The sequence below is a fragment of the Serratia sp. AKBS12 genome (assembly GCF_024793895.1).
GTDB lineage: Bacteria > Pseudomonadota > Gammaproteobacteria > Enterobacterales > Enterobacteriaceae > Serratia_F.
This window is the reverse complement of sequence record NZ_JANUSB010000013.1, coordinates 13,484-32,858: the sequence shown is the minus strand read 5'-3', so window position 1 is coordinate 32,858 and position 19,375 is coordinate 13,484. Positions and strand designations below refer to the sequence as shown.

Sequence of the window (19,375 nt, the reverse complement as noted above, 5' to 3'; positions counted from 1 at the left end):
TTAAAGTGGCTGCCGACACCTAACCGAGAAGAGAACCCCGATGATTACGCCGCGTTTAAACTATGTCGAACTGTCGCCTGCGCCGTATAAAAGCCTGGTCAGCGCCCTGCTCGCCCTGGATCAAGGCCCGCTGGAAAAACCGTTGCTCGAGCTGATATTCATGCGCGTTTCACAGCTTAACGGCTGCGCCTATTGCCTGGAGATGCATGGTAAGGCGCTGAGGGAAAGTGGCGCCAGCCACGGCAAAGTGGACATGCTGGCCGGCTGGCGAGTCAGCAATGCGTTCAGCGAGCGTGAGCGCGCGGCGCTGGAATGGGCAGAATCGGTGACGTTGATCGCCGCCAGCCATGCGCCGGACAGCGTCTTTAAACCGCTTGAGCAGCATTTCAGTGCGGCCGAGATCAGCGATCTGACGTTCGCTATCTGCATCATGAACGCCTTCAATCGCCTGGCAATCAGTATGAAAAAGTAATGTTACCGGGCCGGCGTTGCCGGCTCACTGGCTGACAAAAATAAATTTCCCCACCCAAATCCAGTCCTGCTGCGCCCTGCCGTCAAATCGCCACAAAACACCATATATAGCACGGTTGATAAAATAAGGATCAATATATAGTATTTAAAGCATCAACCACAGGGATGCTTGCCGGTTGATTATGCCGTCAGAAATTAGCGTTTGAACGATCCGTTTCTGGCTTTTCCGCCTTTCCTTCAACACAAAAGGTAAATGCGAATCATGATGATTATTATTTACAGTAAACCTGACTGTGTCCAGTGCAACGCGACCTATCGCGCGTTCGATAAACAGGGACTTGACTATCAGGTGGTCGATCTCACGCAGGATCAGCAGGCGTTGACCCATGTAAAATCATTAGGATACCAACAGGTTCCAGTGATTATCGCCGGTGACGATCATTGGTCGGGATTCCGCCCGGATAAAATAGGCGCACTGGCTCACGCCACCGCATCGTGAGGTGTGATCATGAATCCGCTGGTCTATTTCTCCAGCAGTTCGGAGAACACCCACCGCTTTGTTGAGAAACTCGGCCTGCCGGCGATGCGTATTGCGATCGCCGGCAGCCGCAGCCCGCTGCTGATGGCTCAGCCCTATATTCTGATTGTGCCGAGCTATGGCGGCGGTGGCAGCACCGGCGCGGTGCCCACCCAGGTGATCCGTTTTCTTAACCAGCCACAGAACCGCAGTTTTCTGCGCGGCGTGATTGCCGCCGGGAATACCAACTTCGGCGCAGCGTATGGCATTGCCGGCGATATCATCGCCAAAAAATGCCAGGTGCCTTTTTTATATCGCTTTGAGCTGTTTGGCACCGCACAAGACGTTGCAAACGTTCGACAGGGAGTAATCGCATTTTGGCAACGACAGAACTGACCCCAGCGACCAGCGCGCTGGATTACCATTCGCTTAACGCGATGCTCAATCTTTACGATGCCGAAGGTCGCATCCAGTTCGACAAGGATCGACTGGCGGCGCGGCATTACTTCCTCCAGCACGTCAATCAGAACACGGTGTTCTTCCATAACCTGGAAGAAAAGCTGCGTTATCTGGTGGAGGAAGGCTACTACGAGCCGCAGGTGCTGGCGCAGTACGACTTCCCCTTCATCAAGCAGTTGTTCAAGCAGGCCTATGCGAAGAAGTTCCGCTTTGAAACCTTCCTTGGCGCCTTCAAGTATTACACCAGCTACACCTTGAAGACCTTCGACGGAAAACGCTATCTGGAGCGTTACGAAGATCGGATTTGCATGGTGGCCTTGACGCTGGCGGCCGGCGATCGCCAACTGGCGCAAGATCTGGTGGAAGAGATGATTTCCGGGCGTTTCCAACCGGCGACGCCGACCTTCCTCAACTGCGGCAAACGCCAGCGCGGCGAACTGGTATCCTGCTTCCTGCTGCGTATTGAAGACAACATGGAATCCATCGGCCGCGCGGTCAATTCGGCGCTGCAGCTGTCCAAGCGCGGCGGCGGCGTCGCGTTTCTGCTGAGCAATATTCGCGAAGTCGGCGCGCCGATAAAGCGCATCGAAAACCAGTCCTCCGGCGTTATTCCGATCATGAAAATGCTGGAAGACGCGTTTTCATATGCCAACCAGCTGGGTGCACGCCAGGGCGCCGGCGCGGTGTACCTCAACGCCCATCACCCGGATATTTTGCGCTTCCTCGACACCAAGCGTGAAAACGCCGACGAGAAGATCCGCATCAAAACGCTGTCGCTGGGGGTAGTGATCCCGGACATTACCTTCGAACTGGCAAAAAACAACGAAGAGATGTACCTGTTTTCGCCGTACGACGTAGAACGGGTTTACGGCATGCCGTTTTCAGAAATCAGCGTCAGCGAAAAATACCGTCAGATGGTTGATGACAAGCGCATCCGCAAGTCACGCATCAACGCGCGCGATTTCTTCCAGGTGCTGGCGGAGATCCAGTTTGAATCCGGTTATCCGTACATGATGTTTGAAGATACGGTGAACCGCGCAAATCCGATTGCCGGTCGCATCAACATGAGCAATCTGTGCTCGGAAATTCTCCAGGTCAATCGCGCCAGCGAGTATCATGACGACCTCGGCTACGCGCAGGTCGGCAAGGATATCTCCTGCAACCTCGGTTCGCTGAACATTGCGAAAACCATGGACGCCGCCGACTTTGGCAAAGCGGTCAACACCGCCATCCGTGCTCTGACCGCCGTGGCGGAGATGAGCGATATCCGCTCGGTACCGTCAATCGCCGAAGGCAACCGCACCTCACGCGCCATCGGCCTTGGCCAAATGAACCTGCACGGCTATCTGGCGCGTGAGCGCATCTACTACGGTTCCGCCGAAGGCATCGATTTCACCAATATCTATTTCTACACCGTGGCCTATCACGCCATCCGCGCGTCCAATCAGCTGGCGATGGAACGTGGTAGCGCCTTTGGCGGTTTTGAACACTCGGCCTATGCCAGCGGCGACTATTTCGCCAAATATGTCGATCGCCAGTGGCTGCCGCAAACCGAACGGGTGCGGACGCTGTTTGCCGAGGCAGGCGTAGAGATCCCGACGCAGGAACAGTGGCTAGCGCTGCGCCAGTCGGTGATGCTGCACGGCTTGTACAATCAAAATCTGCAGGCGGTGCCGCCAACCGGATCGATTTCGTACATCAACAATTCGACCTCCAGCATTCACCCGATCGTCTCGCGAGTCGAGATCCGCAAAGAGGGCAAAATCGGTCGCGTTTACTACCCTGCCCCCTATATGACCAACGACAACCTGGATTATTACCAGGATGCCTACGAGATCGGGCCGGAAAAGATCATTGACACCTATGCCGCCGCCACCCAACACGTCGATCAGGGGCTGTCGCTGACGCTGTTCTTCCGCGATACCGCCACCACCCGCGACATCAACCGCGCGCAGATTTACGCCTGGCGTCAGGGGATCAAGACCATTTATTACATCCGCCTGCGCCAGATGGCGCTGGAAGGCACCGAAGTTCAGGGCTGTGTGTCCTGCGCGCTGTGAGGGATCTTATGAAAATGCAACGCATCCAGGCGATCAACTGGAACAGAATCGAAGACGACAAGGATCTGGAGGTATGGAACCGACTGACCGCCAATTTCTGGCTGCCGGAAAAGGTGCCGCTGTCGAACGATATCCCGTCATGGGCGACGCTGACCGCCAAGGAACAGCAGTTGACCATTCGCGTATTTACCGGACTGACGCTGCTGGACACCATTCAGAACACCGTCGGCGCGCCGACGCTGATTGACGACGCCATCACGCCGCATGAGGAAGCGGTATATTCGAACATCAGTTTTATGGAGGCGGTACACGCACGCTCGTACAGCTCCATTTTCTCGACGCTATGCCAGACCCGCGACGTGGACGATGCCTACCGCTGGAGCGAAGAAAACCGTGCGTTGCAGAAAAAGGCCGACATCATATTGGCACACTACCGCAGCGACGATCCGCTGTTAAAGAAAGTCGCCAGCGTATTCCTAGAATCGTTCCTGTTTTATTCCGGCTTTTATCTGCCAATGTACTGGTCAAGCCGCGCCAAACTGACCAACACCGCAGATCTGATCCGCCTGATCATTCGTGACGAAGCGGTGCACGGTTACTACATCGGCTACAAGTTCCAAAAGGGGTTGGAACAGGTGAGCGCAACGCGACGCCAGCAGGTGAAAAGCTTTGCCTTCGATCTGCTGCAGGATCTGTACGATAACGAAGTGCGCTACACCGAAGAGCTGTACGATGAGGTTGGCTGGAGCGAGGACGTAAAAACCTTCCTGCATTACAACGCCAACAAGGCGTTGATGAACCTGGGTTACGAGGCGCTGTTCCCGCCGTCGATGGCTGAGGTCAATCCGGCCATCCTGTCGGCGCTGTCACCCAATGCCGATGAAAATCATGATTTCTTCTCCGGCTCCGGTTCGTCCTATGTGATGGGCAAAGCGGTCAACACCGAAGACGAAGACTGGGATTTCTGAGCGCTCGGCTGCCGCCAGACGGGCAATGACTGCCGACGGCCCGCGTGGTGGCCAAACCAGCGCCGCCACGCGGGTGCGGCATCCGTTCAGATAATACCGCCGTTGACCCGCAGAGTCTGACCATTGACCCAGGCGCCGTCAGGCCCGGCCAGGAAGGCCACCGTGGCGGCGATGTCCTGCGGTTCGCCCAGCCGTTCCAGCGGTGCCATCTTCGCCAGCCGTTCGATCAGTTGCGGCGTTTTGCCTTCCAGGAACAAATCGGTTGCCGTAGGTCCCGGCGCGATGGCGTTGACGGTGATATTGCGCCCGCGAAGCTCTTTCGCCAGCACGCTGGTCAGCGCTTCAACCGCCGCCTTGCTGGCGGCATATACGCCGTATGTGGGTTGCAATAACCCCACCACGCTGGACGAAAAGTTGATGATGCGGCCATTGTCATGCAGACGTTTGGCGGCCTCGCGCAACGTGTTGACGGTGCCCTTCAGGTTGATGTCGATCACCCGGTCAACCTCGGCGGCATCAATCTCCGCCAGGGGGGCCAGCGCAATCACACCGGCGTTGTTTACCAGCACATCGACGCCGCCGAAGGCCTGTTCGGCACGCTCAAACATCCGTGCCACCGCCGCCGCATCGCTGACGTCGGCCTGAACGCTCAACGCCCGCCCGCCTCCCTGTTCAATCTTGCGTACCAGCTCGTCGGCCAGCGTCTGACTGCCGGCATAGTTGATAATCACGGTAAAACCATCGGCGGCCAGTCGTTCGGCGATGGCCGCGCCAATGCCGCGCGATGCGCCGGTGACGATAGCGACCTGTTGCTGTGGGCTGTTCATTGAATGCTCCTGGTGGTGAGTTAACGGGGTTTACTGCGTTAGAAACATCATGCCTCTTTCTGCCTGGCGGATAATCTCCTAATATTCGTTATCACTATCCGAAATCTGCGAACAATGGCGATGGACAGAATCGATGCAATGCGGCTTTTCACCCGGGTGGTGGAACAACGCAGTTTCACGCAGGCGGCGCAGGATCTGGCGCTGCCCCGTTCGACCGTTACCGATGCCATCAAACAGCTGGAAGCCCGGCTCAAGGTACGACTGCTGCAACGCACCACGCGCCACGTCAGCGCTACGCTGGATGGCGAAGCGTACTATCAGCGCTGCCTGCGCATTCTGGCGGATATCGAGGACGCCGAAATGGCGTTTGCCGGCGCCAAACCGCGCGGCCTGTTACGTATTGACGTGCACGGTACGCTGGCGCGTCATTTTCTTCTGCCGGGACTGCCGGACTTTTTAGCCCGCTATCCGGACATCGAGCTGTTTATGAGCGAAGGCGATCGGCTGATCGACCCATTGCGTGAAGGGGTCGACTGCGTGGTGCGCGTCGGCAAGCTGAAGGATAGCGATATGGTGGCGCGTCATATCGGCGCCCTGAGCGAAACTACCTGCGCCTCGCCGGACTATCTGCAGCGTTTCGGCGTACCGGATTCACTTGAGGCGTTGGCCAATCACCGGATGATCGGCTTCCGCTCTTCCGTCACCGGCAGTTTGATGCCGCTGGAGTTTCTGGTCGATGGCCAGCCACGCTCTATCACGCTGCCAACCACGCTGACCGTCAGCAGCGGCGACAGTATGGTGACGGCGGCGCGGCTGGGATTGGGGATCATTCAGGTGCCACGTTACCACTTGCAGCACGATCTGGCTCGCGGCTCGCTGATACCGCTGCTGGAGCAATACCCGCCAACGCCGATGCCGGTGTCGTTGCTGTATCCGCGTAACCGCCAGCTGTCGCCGCGGGTGCGCGTATTTATCGACTGGTTCAGCCAGGCGTTTGCCGCGCGCAATCAGACATAAAAAAGCCCCGCGGGGGCGAGGCAAGGCAAAGAAAAGGTTGGCTAGAAGAAGTGCGACAGTGCCAGTAATGCCAGCGAGACGTTGATAGCCCCGCCGATACGGGTAGCTATCTGGGCGAACGGCATCAGCGACATCCGGTTGCCCGCCGTGAGAATGGCGACGTCGCCGGTACCGCCCTGACCGCTTTGGCAGCAAGAAACAATCGCCACATCAATGGGATGCATACCGATCTTTTTACCCACCATAAAACCGGTTCCCACCAGCGCGCCGACGGTACAGACAATCACCGCCAGGTTTTGCAGGGTGAACGCATCCACCAGTTCCTGCCACGGGGTAATCGCCACGCCGACGGCAAACAGAATCGGGTAGGTAACCGCGGTGCGGAAAAATTTATACACCACCTGCGAACCTTCCTGAATACGCGGCGAAACGCCGTGCGCCAATTTTACCGCCACTGCGGCAAACAGCATGCCGACCGGCGCTGGCAGCCCAATCATTCGGTGCAACAACATGCCGACCATATACAGCAGTATCGCCAGCAGCGCACCGCAGGCCAGGGTGCTGACATCGACATTACCACTGGTTTTATCGGTGGCCGACGCCACCTCGTCTGCGGTTTTACTTGGCATCAGGCTGCCTTCGCCGGTCAGGTGGGGATAACGCTTACCCAGTTGGTTGAGCAGGCCGGCAATCACAATCGCCGTCAGACTACCGAGCATCACGATGGGCAATATGCGCCCCAGCGCCACGCCCTGTTCCATATGCAAGATCGCCGCGTAACCCATCGACAGCGGGATCGCGCCCTCGCCTACCCCGCCGGCCATGATCGGCAATACCAGGAAGAAGAAGATCTGGAACGGCTCCAGCCCCAGCGCCATACCGACCCCCATGCCCACCAGCATGCCCACCACCTCACCGCACAACATCGGCACGAAGATACGCAGGAAACCCTGGATCAATACCTGACGATTCATGCTCATGATGCTACCGACGATGATGCAGCAAATGTACAGATACAGGATGTTGGTCGATTTGTAGAACAGCGTGGTCGATTGCACCACCACGTCCGGCAGCAGGCCATAATGCACTAGCGCCGACGGGATAAAGGTGGCACAAATCGCCGCTGCTCCCATCTTGCCAACCAGCGGCAGGCGCTTGCCAAACTCACCGCAGGCAAAGCCAAAAAATGCCAGCGTAGCGACCATAACCACAATATCGCTCGGCAGTTTCCCGGCCAGGCAATCGAGTAAAATAAGTGCGCCAGCCAGAATAAAGAACGGCAACGGAATGATGCCTATCTTGTAATTATCCAACGCCCGCCACCACTTTTCGCGCAGGGGAACCTCTGCGGTTTTATCCTTGGCGACGAGATAAGAATCATCGGTTGTGCTCATATTCCGGCCTCTTATTGGTTTGTGCGGCCATCATAAGAAAAGGCAAGGATCATCGATTGTGATGCTGTTCAAAGTTAAAAAGGGTTTTTAATGGTGTTAATGGATTGTATGGTGTTTATTCTTGTTATGTAAAATACAGCGCGGTTTCTATGGCGTTAATGCTACGGATAACGTAAATATTGCAGGTTTATTAACGCGTCGCAGACTGCGACGCATGCTCAGTATAACGCAGCACGCACAAACGCAATTTGATCGCCCTCAACGTTGCCTCAGGCGTGTATCATGCCTGCCAGTCTCTTGGCGCTCTTGAGGGTGAACGGCCGACATGCGTTTAAATTTGTCCTTTCAGATCAAGCTATTTATTTGCCTGGTAGCGTTCTCCAGCCTGCTGTTGACGCTGATTGGCGCCTATAGCTACTATCGGCTGGATGCCCAGTTGCACCGCGAGCTGGGTGCCCGTGCCCAGGTACAGGCGCGGGAAATCGCGCTGATCCCGAGCCTAAGCGCGGCGGTGCAACGGCACGATATTATTGCCATCGATACGCTGATGAAAAAAATCCGCGCCCGCAGCGATGCCAGTTATATTGTCATTGGCGATCGACAGGCACGACATTTATACCATTCGCAGTATCAGGATCGTCTCGGCACGCCGATGATCGGCGGGGATAATAAAGACGTCCTGGCAGGAAAAAGTATTATTTCGATTCGCAAAGGTGGCATAGGAATATCGTTACGTAGTAAAGCACCTATTATGGACGAAAATAATCAGGTGATCGGCATTGTTTCCGTCGGCTACCTTAAATCCCATATCGACAACGTAAATGCTCGCACCCTGACACAAATTGTCGGCGCTATCGCCCTGCTGCTGGTTGCGTTGTTTATTTTTTCCTGGCTGCTGTCAAAAAACCTGAAGCGGCAAATGTTCTGGCTGGAGCCAAAAGAAATTGCGCTGCTGGTACGCCAGCAAAAAGCGCTGCTGGAGGCGATTTACGAAGGTGTAATTGCCATCGATCCACAGCTGCGCATTATTACCATCAACCGTGCGGCGCGCGAATTATTGAATTTTCGCCACTCGGATGGCGACCCGATCGGCCGTAGCATCGGCGAAGTGATTCAGGCACAGCCGGATTTTCTTGCTGCCGCGCAGCTTGGCCACGATACCCACGATGAGGCGTGCCGCTTCAACGGTATCCGGGTGATCGCCAGCCGGGTGCGCATCATGGAAGCCGACAGCTTGCAGGGTTGGGTGATCAGTTTCCGCGATAAAAACGACATCAATACCCTCAGCAGCCAGCTCAGCCAGGTTAAACGCTATGCCGATACTCTGCGCATACTGCGTCATGAACAGCTGAACTGGACAGCAACCCTGGCCGGTCTGTTGCATATGCAGCGTTACGACGAGGCAATTCGCTACGTCGAGGCACAGTCGGAAGGTGCCCAGGAGGTACTCGACTTTATCTCGCAGCGCTTCAATTCCTCGGCGTTGTCGGGGCTGTTGCTGGGCAAGTATGCCGCCGCACGCGAAAAAGGGGTAGAACTGCGATTTGACCCCGCCTGTCAACTGCAGCACATCCCGGCGGCGCTGAACGAAACCGAACTGATGTCGATCGTCGGCAACCTGCTGGACAACGCGGTGGAAGCAACCTTGCGTTGCGCCGCGCCGCATGACGCGGTAGAACTTTATATCAATGACAATGGTAATGAACTGGTGATTGAAGTGGCGGATCACGGCAGCGGTCTGGCACCGGAGATCCGTGAAACCCTGTTTGAACACGGCGTCACCACCAAGGAAAAAGGCGATCATGGCATCGGCCTGCACCTGGTAGCCAGCCATGTGGCGCAGGCCCATGGCAGCATAGAAGTGTCGGACAACGATCCGCACGGGGCCATTTTTTCGTTGTTTATCCCGAAAGCCTGAACATTTGGAAGAATGAATGATGCATCATCAAGCACTCGACGTTCTGATCGTCGAAGACGAGCCACAGCTGGCAACGCTGCACGCAGAATTTATCGAAAATAATTTTAACCTGCGCGTAGTGGCCTACGCGGCCACCCTGGCGGAAGCAAAAAGCCGGGTCATCAGCCATCAACCGCGTCTGATCCTGTTGGACAACTATCTGCCTGATGGCCAGGGCATAGAACTGATGGAACAGCCAGCGGTGAAAACGCCCGGCTGTTCGGTGATTTTCATCACCGCCGCCAGCGACATGCATACCTGTAGCCAGGCTATCCGCAACGGCGCCTTCGACTACATCATCAAACCGGTGTCCTATAAGCGGCTGCGCAATTCCCTGGAGCGTTTTATGCAATTCGTGCAGACCCAGCGCAGTTTCAAGGTGATCGACCAAAGCAGCGTCGACGCGCTGTATAACCTGCAGTCCAAGCAATTCTCCAACGAGCCCAGTGCCAAGGGCATCGAACCCAATACGCTGGAACGGGTACAGACGCTGTTTGTTAATCAGCCGAGCCGCGCCCTGGCGGTGGAGGATATCGTCGAGCAGGCAGGGATCAGCAAGACCACCGCCCGGCGCTATCTGGAATATTGCGCCAATACGCAATTTGTCCGAGTGGAAATGGTATACGGTAATATTGGTCATCCGAGGCGATTATATCGTAAGGCGTGAGGTGACATCTGACTGTCATATTGGCCTGTTAGCATCGGTGCCGCGATATCTCCCCGGTGTCGCTATCTGTCGTTGAATACTGATGAATTTTGCCCGGCCGTTTGCCGGGTTTTTTATTGCCTGTAACGTCGGAGAAATGGCGAAATATCCTTTGTGGGCCGCACAATTATTTTCGTTAAAAAACCGCCGCTTCACGTCCATTATTCCACCCGATGAAGCGCGATAATTTTGATTGCTCGCCACATTACCATAACTAATGAAAAGTTTGATGTAAACCACCGTTCGACACATTTGCGGGATATTGAGACTTGTCTCAGATACTCACTGTGATAGGGTATAGGGCACTATTATTTTCTACTAGGAAGTTTTTTATCGTTTGAAATACACCAGAGGAAACAGCAAATTGCATGGCAATTAAACTCGAAGTAAAGAACTTATATAAAATATTCGGCGAGCATCCGGAACGGGCATTTAAACTGATAGACAAAGGTCTCAATAAAGACCAGCTATTTGAAAAAACCGGATTATCGCTCGGCGTTAAAAATGCCAATCTGGCCATTGAAGAAGGCGAAATATTTGTCATCATGGGCCTTTCCGGTTCCGGAAAATCCACCCTGGTACGCCTTCTCAATCGTCTGATAGAACCCACTCGAGGTGAGGTGCTGATTGACGGAGAGGATATTGCCAAAATATCGGACTCCGCGCTGCGTACCGTACGCAGAAATAAGATCAGCATGGTATTCCAGTCATTCGCGCTGATGCCGCACATGAACGTGCTCAATAACACCGCGTTCGGTATGGAATTAGCCGGCGTGCCGCAGCAGGAGCGGCAGGAAAAAGCGCTGGAAGCATTGCGCCAGGTGGGGCTGGACAACTACGCCCATTCATATCCTGACGAGCTTTCCGGCGGTATGCGGCAGCGCGTCGGCCTGGCCCGCGCCATGGCCAATGACCCGGATATTCTGTTGATGGATGAAGCCTTTTCGGCGCTCGATCCGTTGATCCGTACCGAAATGCAGGATGAGCTGGTAAAACTGCAGGCCAAACATCAGCGCACTATCGTGTTTATTTCCCACGATCTGGACGAAGCGATGCGTATTGGCGACCGTATTGCCATTATGCAGGGCGGCGAGGTGATTCAGGTCGGTACGCCGGATGAAATACTGAACAATCCGGCCAACGACTATGTCCGCACCTTCTTCCGCGGCGTCGATATCAGCCACGTGTTCAGCGCAAAAGATATCGCCCAGCGTCGCCCGGTCACCCTGATTCGCAAAACCCCCGGCTTTGGGCCGCGCTCGGCCTTGCAGCTGCTGCGCGACGAAGACCGCGATTATGGTTACGTTCTCGAACGCGGCAAGCGGTTTATCGGCGTGGTGTCGATAGACTCGCTGAAAAAGGCACTGTCGGAGAACAAAAAGCTCGACGACGCGTTGCTGGATGCCCCCGCGCCGGTACCGGCCGATATGCCGCTCAGCGAACTGATTTCGCTGGTTGCACAGGCGCCCTGCGCCGTGCCGGTAGTCGACGACGAAAACAACTATATCGGAATCATTTCCAAAGCCAAGCTGTTGCAGGCTTTAGATAAAGAGGGCCCAGCGAATGAGTGATACTACCCAAGATCCCTGGGCGGCCACTTCCGCCGCCCCAACCCAGGATGCCGCGGCTCAGGCTGCGCCTGCCGCCACCAATAGCGATCCCTGGTCAAATGCCGCCGCGGCCGACGCGCCGGCGCAAACTCCCGCCACCAGCGGCGGTGCCGATGCCTGGTCATCCAACCCGCCGCCGGCGACGCCGGATGCCGGCCACCCTGCGGCGCAGGGGGCAGATTGGCTCAACAGCGCGCCGGCTCAGCCGGAACACTTTAATCTGCTCGATCCGTTCCATAAAACCTGGCTGCCGCTGGACTCCTGGGTTACGCACGGCATCGACTGGCTGGTGCTGCATTTCCGCCCGCTGTTCCAGGGCATTCGCGTCCCGGTCGATTTCATTCTCAGCGGCTTTCAGCAGTTGCTGCTTGGCATGCCGGCTCCGATTGCCATCCTGGTGTTCTCGCTGATCGCCTGGCAGCTGTCGAGCCTCGGCATGGGGGCGGCAACGCTGGTGTCGCTGATCGCCATCGGTGCGATTGGCGCCTGGTCGCAGGCCATGGTGACGCTGGCGCTGGTACTGACCGCCCTGTTCTTCTGTATCATTATCGGCCTGCCGTTGGGGATATGGCTGGCTCGCAGTCGGCATGCGGCCAAAGTGATAAGACCGTTGCTCGACGCCATGCAAACCACCCCGGCGTTCGTCTACCTGGTGCCGATAGTCATGCTGTTTGGTATCGGTAACGTACCGGGCGTAGTGGTGACCATTATCTTTGCGCTGCCGCCGATCGTGCGTCTGACCATTCTGGGGATCAACCAGGTGCCGGCAGATCTGATCGAAGCGGCAGAATCCTTTGGTTCCAGCCCGCGGCAGCTGCTGTTCAAAGTCCAGTTGCCGTTGGCGATGCCGACCATCATGGCCGGCGTCAACCAAACGCTGATGCTGGCGCTGTCGATGGTGGTGATCGCCTCGATGATTGCCGTCGGTGGTCTGGGCCAGATGGTGCTGCGGGGGATTGGCCGCCTGGATATGGGTCTGGCGGCGGTTGGCGGTGTTGGTATCGTCATTCTGGCAATCATTCTCGATCGCCTCACCCAGTCGCTGGGGCGCGATCGCCGCTCCAAGGGCATGAGCCGCTGGTACGCTCATGGTCCAATCGGCTTGCTCAGCCGCCCCTTCATCAAAAAGTCTTGACCGGCTCTGCCCCCGGCCGGCATTAGCCCCGGGGGCAGCGGCAGCATCGTTAAAACGTGAGGAACCACTATGCGCTCGACAGGAATTTGGGCCTTTGCCCTGACTTCATTGCTAGGCACACAGGCGTTCGCCGCCGATCTCCCCGGCAAAGGCGTCACGGTGAAACCACTGCAAAGCACCATTGCCGAAGAAAGTTTTCAAACCGAACTGGTCAATCGCGCGTTGGAAAAACTGGGCTATGACGTCCAGCCAACCGGCGAAGTGGATTACAACGTCGCCTATACCTCGATAGCCTCCGGTGACGCCACCTACATGGCGGTGAACTGGGATCCGTTGCAGACCGACATGTTCAACAACGCCGGCGGCGAGCAAAAGTTTTACCGTCAAGGCGCATATATCACTAGTGCGGCACAGGGCTATCTGATCGATAAAAAAACCGCCGACAAATACCACATTACCGACATTTCGCAATTGAAGGATCCCAAGCTGGCACAGCTGTTCGATGCCGACGGCGACGGCAAGGCCGACCTGGCCGGCTGCGAGCCGGGTTGGGTATGTGGCCGGGTGATTGACACGCAAATCAAGTCCTACGGCCTGAGCGCCACCGTCACGCAGAATCAGGGCAACTATTCCGCCATCATTGCCGATACCCTGTCGCGCTTTAAGCAGGGCAAACCGGTGCTGTACTTCACCTGGACCCCCTACTGGGTCAGCGACGAGCTGGTTCCCGGCCGCGACGTGGTATGGCTGACGGTGCCGTTTTCGGCCAATCCCGGCTCGCTGAAGGATCTGGATACCGCGCTGCCGAACGGCAAGAACTACGGCTTCCCGGTCAACAATGAGCATATCGTTGCCAATAAACAGTGGGCACAGGCCAACCCGGCAGCAGCCAAACTGTTCGCCATCATGCAGCTGCCGCTGGCGGACGTGAACGCGCAAAATCTGCGGATGCATAACGGGGAAAACGGCGCCGACGATATTCAACGCCACGTAGATGGCTGGATCAAGGCCCATCAGGCCACCTTTGACGGCTGGATCAGTACGGCTGCTGCGGCAGCGAAATAACCCTTACGCGCCGGAAATCCCGGCTTAACATCATTATTAAAGGTATTTCACTATGCGCAAGACAGGAATATGGGCCGTGGCCCTCACCACACTTATCGGTTCACAGTTTACCTACGCCGCCGATCTGCCCGGCAAGGGCGTCAGCGTACAGCCGGTACAAAGCACCATCTCTGAAGAAACCTTCCAGACGCTGCTGGTCAGCAAAGCGCTGGAAAAGCTGGGTTACGACGTCAAAGCACCGCGTGAAGTGGATTACAACGTCGCCTATACCTCGATCGCTTCCGGCGACGCCACCTTCCTGGCAGTAAACTGGGATCCGCTGCATGCCGACCAGTACAAGGCGGCAGGCGGCGACGCCAAGTTCTACCGTGAAGGCGTTTATGTCGACGGCGCAGCGCAGGGCTATCTGATCGACAAGAAAACCGCCGAAAAATATCACATCACCAACGTCGAGCAGTTAAAGGATCCGAAAATCGCCAAGCTGTTCGACTCAAACGGCAACGGCAAGGCCGATCTGACCGGCTGTACGCCGGGCTGGGGCTGTGAGGCGGTAATCAATCACCATCTGAAAGCCTATGACCTGAGCAACACCGTTGAGCACAATCAGGGCAACTACGCGGCGATGATCGCCGATACCATCACCCGCTACAAAGAAGGCAAGCCGATCCTGTACTACACCTGGACTCCGTACTGGGTCAGCGACGTGCTGGTGCCGGGCCGCGATGTGGTATGGCTGCAGGTGCCGTTCTCCTCTCTGCCTGGCGAACAGAAAAACGTCGATACCAAGCTGCCTAACGGCGCCAACTACGGCTTCCCGGTGAACACCATGCGTATCGCCGCCAACAAGCAATGGGCACAGGCCAACCCGGCTGCCGCCAAACTGTTTGCCATCATGAAACTGCCGATTGCCGACGTGAATGCGCAAAACCTGCGGATGCACGAAGGCCAGTCGTCCGAAGCGGATATCGAAAACCACGTCAATGGCTGGATCAAGGCGCACCAGGCCACCTTTGATGGCTGGGTAAAAACGGCGGAACAGGCCGCGAAACAATAATCACCGCGGGGCGCGCAGGTTGCTGCGCCCCCAACGCTATTGCGCCATATCTATCCCGCTGAACTGTAAAAAGCGCTCGGCGGTTCTGGACTGCGGTTGCGGCCACACGCAATACACCTGCCGCCGCGGTCCATCCTCAATTGGAATCGACACCAGCGACTTCAGGCGCTGCGCCGTCGAGATCGGTACAATGCCCGCCGCCAGTCCTCGCCGCACCAAATTCTCCAGCCATTCGATATGGTCGATTTCAAAACTGACATGTCGCTTGATACCCGCCGCCTGAAATGCGCGGTCGGTCTGCCGCCTGGCGCCGGTACCGCTGTAAAAGTCCACCAGCGGCACTTGTGACAGGGTGTGCAGATTGACCTGCTGACAGCTGGCCAACGGATGCTGCGCCGCCACCAATGCTACCAGCGGCTCATCGGTCAACCGCCGATGCGACACCGGCAGCATGTCAATATCTCCCGGCCAGATACCAACAAACGCCACGTCGGTTTTTTGCTGGCGGACATCTTCCAGCAGCGCTTCGCTCATCCCCACGTACAGCCGGATATTCACCGCCGGATAATGGCGGTGGAAATTACCCAGTTTCTCGGTCAGATCAATCGCGTTTATGGTTGATATGGTGCCTATGGTCAAAGTGCCAGACACCGTGCCGCTGGCCGCAACCACCTCCTCGACCAGCGTCTGTTTCGCCGCCAGCAGCCGTTGCGCCGGTTGAATAAACGCCTGTCCGGCGGTGGTCAGCGTGACCCGCCGCGAAGTACGCTCGAACAATGCACATCCCAGTTCTTCCTCCAGTTTGGCAATCTGATGGCTCAGAGCCGATTGCACCGTATGGCAGCGTTGTGCCGCTCGGGTAAAGCTCTGCTCTTCGGCCACTGCCAGCGCAAAGCGGATCTGTTTCAGGTTCATGGCATTTATCGCAAAATGAGATTGATCAAATGAAAATTATACATTGGTTTCGCACGCCGTCCTGCCTGATACTTCGGCTAACTTTTTTCCTTGATTGATATCTTATGAACCAACAACCTTCACAGCCGGGCCTGAGCCCGGTGCTGATCGCCCTGATTGCCGTCGCCACCGGTCTGGCCGTCGCCAGCAACTACTATGCCCAGCCGTTGCTGGAAACCATCGCGCAGCATTTCAACCTGTCGGTCAATCAGGCCGGTTTTATCGTCACCGCCGCCCAGTTGGGCTATGCGGTCGGTCTGCTGTTGCTGGTGCCGCTCGGAGACATGTTCGAACGACGCGGGCTGATCGTCTTCATGACACTGCTGGCTGCCGGCGGCATGCTGATTACCGCCAGTTCTACCACCCTGCCGATCATGATCCTGGGCACCGCGCTGACTGGCCTGTTTTCCGTGGTAGCGCAAATTCTGGTGCCGTTGGCCGCCACGCTGGCCCATCCGGAAAAACGCGGCAAAACCGTCGGCATCATCATGAGCGGGCTGCTGCTGGGCATTTTGCTGGCGCGTACCGTCGCCGGCGCCTTGGCCACCCTCGGCGGCTGGCGAACCATTTACTGGGTAGCCAGCGTGCTGATGTTTGCCATGGCGCTGATCCTGTGGCGTGCCCTGCCACGCTACAAGCAGCATAGCGGTTTGAATTATCCGCAACTGCTGAAGTCGATTTTTGCCCTGTTCGGCGGTACGCCGCTGCTGCGTACCCGAGCGCTGCTAGGTGCACTGTCGTTCGCCAACTTCAGCGTGCTGTGGACCTCGATGGCCTTTCTGCTGGCAGCCCCGCCGTTTGGCTATTCCGAAGCGACCATCGGCCTGTTCGGCCTGGTGGGTGCAGCAGGGGCATTGGCCGCCACGCGCGCCGGGCACCTGGTTGATAAAGGCAAAGGTGGGCTGACCACCACCGTCGGCTTGATTTTGCTGCTGCTGTCGTGGATACCCATAGCCATGGCTAAACAATCACTGTGGTCACTATTACTCGGCATTGTGGTGTTGGATCTGGCAGTGCAGGCGGTTCACGTGACCAATCAGAGCGTGATTTACCGTATCATGCCCGAAGCCCGTAACCGGCTGACGGCCGGCTACATGACCAGCTATTTTATCGGTGGGGCGCTGGGCTCGCTGCTGTCGGCCTTTGCCTATCAACATGCCGGCTGGAACGGCGTGGCGGCGGCGGGCGGCGTACTGTGCGTATTGAACCTGCTGACCTGGTGGCGCGGTAAACGCCATGAGGCACCAGACACCGCCAGCATCTGATTAGCAAGCGAACAATCACAGCAGAAATTTATTAGCGACACAGGGTATAAACATTACGCCCACTCTGGTAATGTTCTGGAGATAAACTATTGACCTCCTATCTACCCTGTGTCCGATAACATGCAAAGCCAAGCCGCAGAGAATTTGCTTCCCCCAGCCGCTCGTTCCACCTTCGCCAATGGCGTGGTCGATAGCCTGCCGATCGTGGTTGGTTATATCCCGGTCGCTTTCGCGTTTGGCCTCAGTGCCGTCAAACTTGGCTTCACCCCGCTGGAAAGTCTGCTGTTTTCCTGCATCATTTACGCCGGTGCCAGCCAGTTCGTGATTACCGCGCTGTTAAGCGCCGGCATGTCGCTGTGGGTCGCCGCCCTGACGGTAATGGCGATGGACATTCGTCATATTCTGTATGGCCCGGCGCTACGCCACCGCATTGTTTCACGCATGTCACGCGGCAAAACTGCGCTTTGGGCCTTTGGCCTGACCGACGAAGTATTCGCTGCCGCCACTGCCAAACTGATACGCAACAACCGCAGCTGGAGCGAAAACTGGATGCTCGGCATTGCGCTATGCTCCTGGCTGTCCTGGGTGGCCGGCACCGCGCTTGGCGCAGTGTTTGGCAACGGCCCGCTGGAGCAGTTCCCGGTTATCGAAGCGTCCCTTTCCTTTATGCTGCCGGCGCTGTTTCTCAGTTTTTTGCTGGCGGCGTTCACACGACCGCAAAGTTTGATTATCACCCTGTCACTGACCGGCGCCCTGCTCGGTCTGGTGTTTTTCTCGATTCCGGTGGCCATTCTGGCCGGCATCGGTTGCGGCTGCCTGGCAGCGCTACTGCAGCCGACGCAGGTGGAGATCGCCGATGAAAACTGAAGTGATCGTCATCAGTCTGTTAGTGGGCGCAGCCAATTATCTGTTCCGTTATCTGCCATTGCGCCTGTCCTCTGCTCGCCAGCAACAGCCCGGCCTGAAACGGGGCAAAACGGCGCTGCTGCTCGACAGCATCGGCATCGCGTCGATCTGTGCGCTACTGGTCGTCTCCAGCGCCCCGGTGGTGATGCGCGAACCTGACAAGCTGCTGCCAACGCTGGTGGGTTTTGCCGCATTAAGCCTCTGCTTCTATCGCAGCAAAAGCATCATTTTCTCCACCTTGGTTGGTGCGCTCCTGTTTGGTGTTACATTAAAGATACTTATGATTTTCAGTTAAGGTGATGAGCAATTACGTGCGCCAGCTCCCAAAAACTTGCCGTTTCCACTACTGAACATTTACAGACGGCTTACAAATAACACTAATTGCTAAATTATTCACCGCGCTGAACATTTACATTATTAATCACTACCGTTACTATACCGAACGAAATTAATGAGGCCAAAAACTATGGAAAGCTCGTTTACTCCCATTGAAAACATGCTGAATTGCCGTGCAAAACGTCAGAAAAACTTCCCCTATCAGGAAATTCTGCTGACGCGCCTTTGCATGCATATGCAAAGCAAATTGCTGGAAAACCGCAATAAAATGCTGAAGGCGCAAGGGATTAACGAAACTCTGTTTATGGCACTGATTACCCTGGATGCGCAGGAAAACCATAGCATCCAGCCTTCCGAGCTCAGCTCGGCGCTCGGCTCGTCGCGCACCAATGCTACGCGCATCGCCGACGAACTGGAAAAACGCGGGTGGATTGAACGCCGGGAAAGCGACAATGACCGCCGCTGTCTGCATCTGCATTTGACGCCGCAAGGGGAAGAATTCCTGGCTCAACTGCTGCCGCCACAGCACCAATGTCTGCATTTCCTTTGGTCCACCTTGAATAACGATGAACAGCAACAGCTTGAGCAATTGACGCGCAAGCTGCTGGCACGTCTGGATCAAATGGAAGTCACAGAACAGTTAACCTAATCCTCAATTTCTGTTCAGGTAACCA

At 56.4% G+C, this 19,375-nt stretch carries 19 protein-coding genes; 16 read left to right on the top strand and 3 right to left on the bottom strand.

Features of this window, described 5'->3' with window-relative positions; all coding sequences use genetic code 11:
* Nucleotides 1-40: 40 nt before the first annotated feature.
* The 5 genes from NYE85_RS09650 to nrdF all read left to right on the top strand — a co-directional run bounded on the left by NYE85_RS09650 (nt 41) and on the right by nrdF (nt 4,475).
* Nucleotides 41-472: a carboxymuconolactone decarboxylase family protein gene (locus NYE85_RS09650; protein ID WP_259004508.1), complete on the top strand. Its 432-nt coding sequence runs from the start codon at nt 41-43 to the stop codon at nt 470-472.
* A gap of 261 nt (nt 473-733) precedes the next feature.
* A complete protein-coding gene (gene nrdH, locus NYE85_RS09645; RefSeq protein WP_004959397.1) occupies nt 734-970 on the top strand; it encodes a glutaredoxin-like protein NrdH in 237 nt (78 codons plus the stop codon).
* Nucleotides 971-979: 9 nt separating this feature from the next.
* Nucleotides 980-1,384 carry a class Ib ribonucleoside-diphosphate reductase assembly flavoprotein NrdI gene (gene nrdI / locus NYE85_RS09640; RefSeq protein WP_259004507.1) on the top strand — a complete coding sequence of 135 codons (405 nt, stop codon included), beginning with the start codon at nt 980-982 and terminating at the stop codon, nt 1,382-1,384.
* Nucleotides 1,366-3,507 carry a class 1b ribonucleoside-diphosphate reductase subunit alpha gene (gene nrdE, locus NYE85_RS09635; protein ID WP_259004506.1) on the top strand — a complete coding sequence of 714 codons (2,142 nt, stop codon included), beginning with the start codon at nt 1,366-1,368 and terminating at the stop codon, nt 3,505-3,507. Before nrdI ends, nrdE begins: the two co-directional genes overlap by 19 nt.
* An 8-nt stretch (nt 3,508-3,515) precedes the next feature.
* Entirely contained in the window at nt 3,516-4,475 is a 960-nt protein-coding gene (gene nrdF, locus NYE85_RS09630; protein WP_259004505.1) for a class 1b ribonucleoside-diphosphate reductase subunit beta, read from the top strand.
* Nucleotides 4,476-4,561: 86 nt separating this feature from the next.
* Here nrdF and NYE85_RS09625 read toward each other — a convergent pair whose 3' ends face one another.
* Nucleotides 4,562-5,302: an SDR family oxidoreductase gene (locus NYE85_RS09625; protein WP_259004504.1), complete on the bottom strand. Its 741-nt coding sequence runs from the start codon at nt 5,300-5,302 to the stop codon at nt 4,562-4,564.
* A gap of 120 nt (nt 5,303-5,422) precedes the next feature.
* On the opposite strand from NYE85_RS09625, the gene NYE85_RS09620 reads away from it, so the two are divergent.
* Nucleotides 5,423-6,319, top strand: a complete 897-nt coding sequence (locus NYE85_RS09620) for a LysR family transcriptional regulator (RefSeq protein WP_259004503.1) — start codon at nt 5,423-5,425, stop codon at nt 6,317-6,319.
* Nucleotides 6,320-6,360: 41 nt separating this feature from the next.
* On the opposite strand, the gene NYE85_RS09615 is transcribed toward NYE85_RS09620, so the two are convergent.
* Nucleotides 6,361-7,713, bottom strand: coding sequence for a 2-hydroxycarboxylate transporter family protein (locus NYE85_RS09615; protein WP_259004502.1), 1,353 nt, complete (start codon nt 7,711-7,713; stop codon nt 6,361-6,363).
* A gap of 325 nt (nt 7,714-8,038) precedes the next feature.
* On the opposite strand from NYE85_RS09615, the gene NYE85_RS09610 reads away from it, so the two are divergent.
* The 6 genes from NYE85_RS09610 to proX (NYE85_RS09585) all read left to right on the top strand — a co-directional run bounded on the left by NYE85_RS09610 (nt 8,039) and on the right by proX (NYE85_RS09585) (nt 15,240).
* Nucleotides 8,039-9,631: a sensor histidine kinase gene (locus tag NYE85_RS09610; RefSeq protein WP_259004501.1), complete on the top strand. Its 1,593-nt coding sequence runs from the start codon at nt 8,039-8,041 to the stop codon at nt 9,629-9,631.
* A 19-nt stretch (nt 9,632-9,650) separates the two neighbouring features.
* Entirely contained in the window at nt 9,651-10,337 is a 687-nt protein-coding gene (locus NYE85_RS09605; protein WP_259004536.1) for a response regulator, read from the top strand.
* A gap of 407 nt (nt 10,338-10,744) precedes the next feature.
* Nucleotides 10,745-11,947, top strand: a complete 1,203-nt coding sequence (gene proV / locus NYE85_RS09600; RefSeq protein ID WP_259004500.1) for a glycine betaine/L-proline ABC transporter ATP-binding protein ProV — start codon at nt 10,745-10,747, stop codon at nt 11,945-11,947.
* Nucleotides 11,940-13,121: a glycine betaine/L-proline ABC transporter permease ProW gene (proW, locus tag NYE85_RS09595; protein WP_259004499.1), complete on the top strand. Its 1,182-nt coding sequence runs from the start codon at nt 11,940-11,942 to the stop codon at nt 13,119-13,121. Before proV ends, proW begins: the two co-directional genes overlap by 8 nt.
* Before the next feature lie 69 nt (nt 13,122-13,190).
* Entirely contained in the window at nt 13,191-14,186 is a 996-nt protein-coding gene (gene proX / locus NYE85_RS09590; protein ID WP_259004498.1) for a glycine betaine/L-proline ABC transporter substrate-binding protein ProX, read from the top strand.
* A 52-nt stretch (nt 14,187-14,238) separates the two neighbouring features.
* The gene (gene proX, locus NYE85_RS09585; RefSeq protein ID WP_259004497.1) at nt 14,239-15,240 is read left to right on the top strand and encodes a glycine betaine/L-proline ABC transporter substrate-binding protein ProX; all 1,002 of its coding nucleotides are present in this window, start codon (nt 14,239-14,241) and stop codon (nt 15,238-15,240) included.
* A 36-nt stretch (nt 15,241-15,276) separates the two neighbouring features.
* On the opposite strand, the gene NYE85_RS09580 is transcribed toward proX (NYE85_RS09585), so the two are convergent.
* On the bottom strand, nt 15,277-16,155 hold the full coding sequence (locus NYE85_RS09580) for a LysR family transcriptional regulator (protein WP_259004496.1): 879 nt from the start codon (nt 16,153-16,155) through the stop codon (nt 15,277-15,279).
* Nucleotides 16,156-16,259: 104 nt separating this feature from the next.
* Between NYE85_RS09580 and NYE85_RS09575 the strand changes: the two genes are divergently transcribed.
* From NYE85_RS09575 to mprA, 4 genes are all read left to right on the top strand, one after another.
* A complete protein-coding gene (locus tag NYE85_RS09575; RefSeq protein ID WP_259004495.1) occupies nt 16,260-17,459 on the top strand; it encodes an MFS transporter in 1,200 nt (399 codons plus the stop codon).
* A gap of 120 nt (nt 17,460-17,579) precedes the next feature.
* A complete protein-coding gene (locus NYE85_RS09570; protein WP_259004494.1) occupies nt 17,580-18,326 on the top strand; it encodes an AzlC family ABC transporter permease in 747 nt (248 codons plus the stop codon).
* On the top strand, nt 18,316-18,660 hold the full coding sequence (ygaH, locus tag NYE85_RS09565; protein ID WP_259004493.1) for an L-valine transporter subunit YgaH: 345 nt from the start codon (nt 18,316-18,318) through the stop codon (nt 18,658-18,660). The genes NYE85_RS09570 and ygaH overlap by 11 nt, the downstream gene beginning before the upstream one ends.
* Before the next feature lie 171 nt (nt 18,661-18,831).
* A complete protein-coding gene (gene mprA, locus NYE85_RS09560) occupies nt 18,832-19,350 on the top strand; it encodes a transcriptional repressor MprA (RefSeq protein ID WP_259004492.1) in 519 nt (172 codons plus the stop codon).
* The last annotated feature ends 25 nt before the right edge of the window (nt 19,351-19,375 follow it).

Bases quoted from the DNA above. Each gene is read 5' to 3' on its own strand.
- NYE85_RS09650 (WP_259004508.1), top strand. From the start codon at position 41: ATGATTACGCCGCGTTTAAACTATGTCGAACTGTCGCCTGCGCCGTAT.
- nrdH (WP_004959397.1), top strand. From the start codon at position 734: ATGATGATTATTATTTACAGTAAACCTGACTGTGTCCAGTGCAACGCG.
- nrdI (WP_259004507.1), top strand. From the start codon at position 980: ATGAATCCGCTGGTCTATTTCTCCAGCAGTTCGGAGAACACCCACCGC.
- nrdF (WP_259004505.1), top strand. From the start codon at position 3,516: ATGAAAATGCAACGCATCCAGGCGATCAACTGGAACAGAATCGAAGAC.
- NYE85_RS09625 (WP_259004504.1), bottom strand. From the start codon at position 5,302: ATGAACAGCCCACAGCAACAGGTCGCTATCGTCACCGGCGCATCGCGC.
- NYE85_RS09620 (WP_259004503.1), top strand. From the start codon at position 5,423: ATGGACAGAATCGATGCAATGCGGCTTTTCACCCGGGTGGTGGAACAA.
- NYE85_RS09615 (WP_259004502.1), bottom strand. From the start codon at position 7,713: ATGAGCACAACCGATGATTCTTATCTCGTCGCCAAGGATAAAACCGCA.
- NYE85_RS09610 (WP_259004501.1), top strand. From the start codon at position 8,039: ATGCGTTTAAATTTGTCCTTTCAGATCAAGCTATTTATTTGCCTGGTA.
- NYE85_RS09605 (WP_259004536.1), top strand. From the start codon at position 9,651: ATGCATCATCAAGCACTCGACGTTCTGATCGTCGAAGACGAGCCACAG.
- proV (WP_259004500.1), top strand. From the start codon at position 10,745: ATGGCAATTAAACTCGAAGTAAAGAACTTATATAAAATATTCGGCGAG.
- proW (WP_259004499.1), top strand. From the start codon at position 11,940: ATGAGTGATACTACCCAAGATCCCTGGGCGGCCACTTCCGCCGCCCCA.
- proX (WP_259004498.1), top strand. From the start codon at position 13,191: ATGCGCTCGACAGGAATTTGGGCCTTTGCCCTGACTTCATTGCTAGGC.
- proX (WP_259004497.1), top strand. From the start codon at position 14,239: ATGCGCAAGACAGGAATATGGGCCGTGGCCCTCACCACACTTATCGGT.
- NYE85_RS09580 (WP_259004496.1), bottom strand. From the start codon at position 16,155: ATGAACCTGAAACAGATCCGCTTTGCGCTGGCAGTGGCCGAAGAGCAG.
- NYE85_RS09575 (WP_259004495.1), top strand. From the start codon at position 16,260: ATGAACCAACAACCTTCACAGCCGGGCCTGAGCCCGGTGCTGATCGCC.
- NYE85_RS09570 (WP_259004494.1), top strand. From the start codon at position 17,580: ATGCAAAGCCAAGCCGCAGAGAATTTGCTTCCCCCAGCCGCTCGTTCC.
- ygaH (WP_259004493.1), top strand. From the start codon at position 18,316: ATGAAAACTGAAGTGATCGTCATCAGTCTGTTAGTGGGCGCAGCCAAT.
- mprA (WP_259004492.1), top strand. From the start codon at position 18,832: ATGGAAAGCTCGTTTACTCCCATTGAAAACATGCTGAATTGCCGTGCA.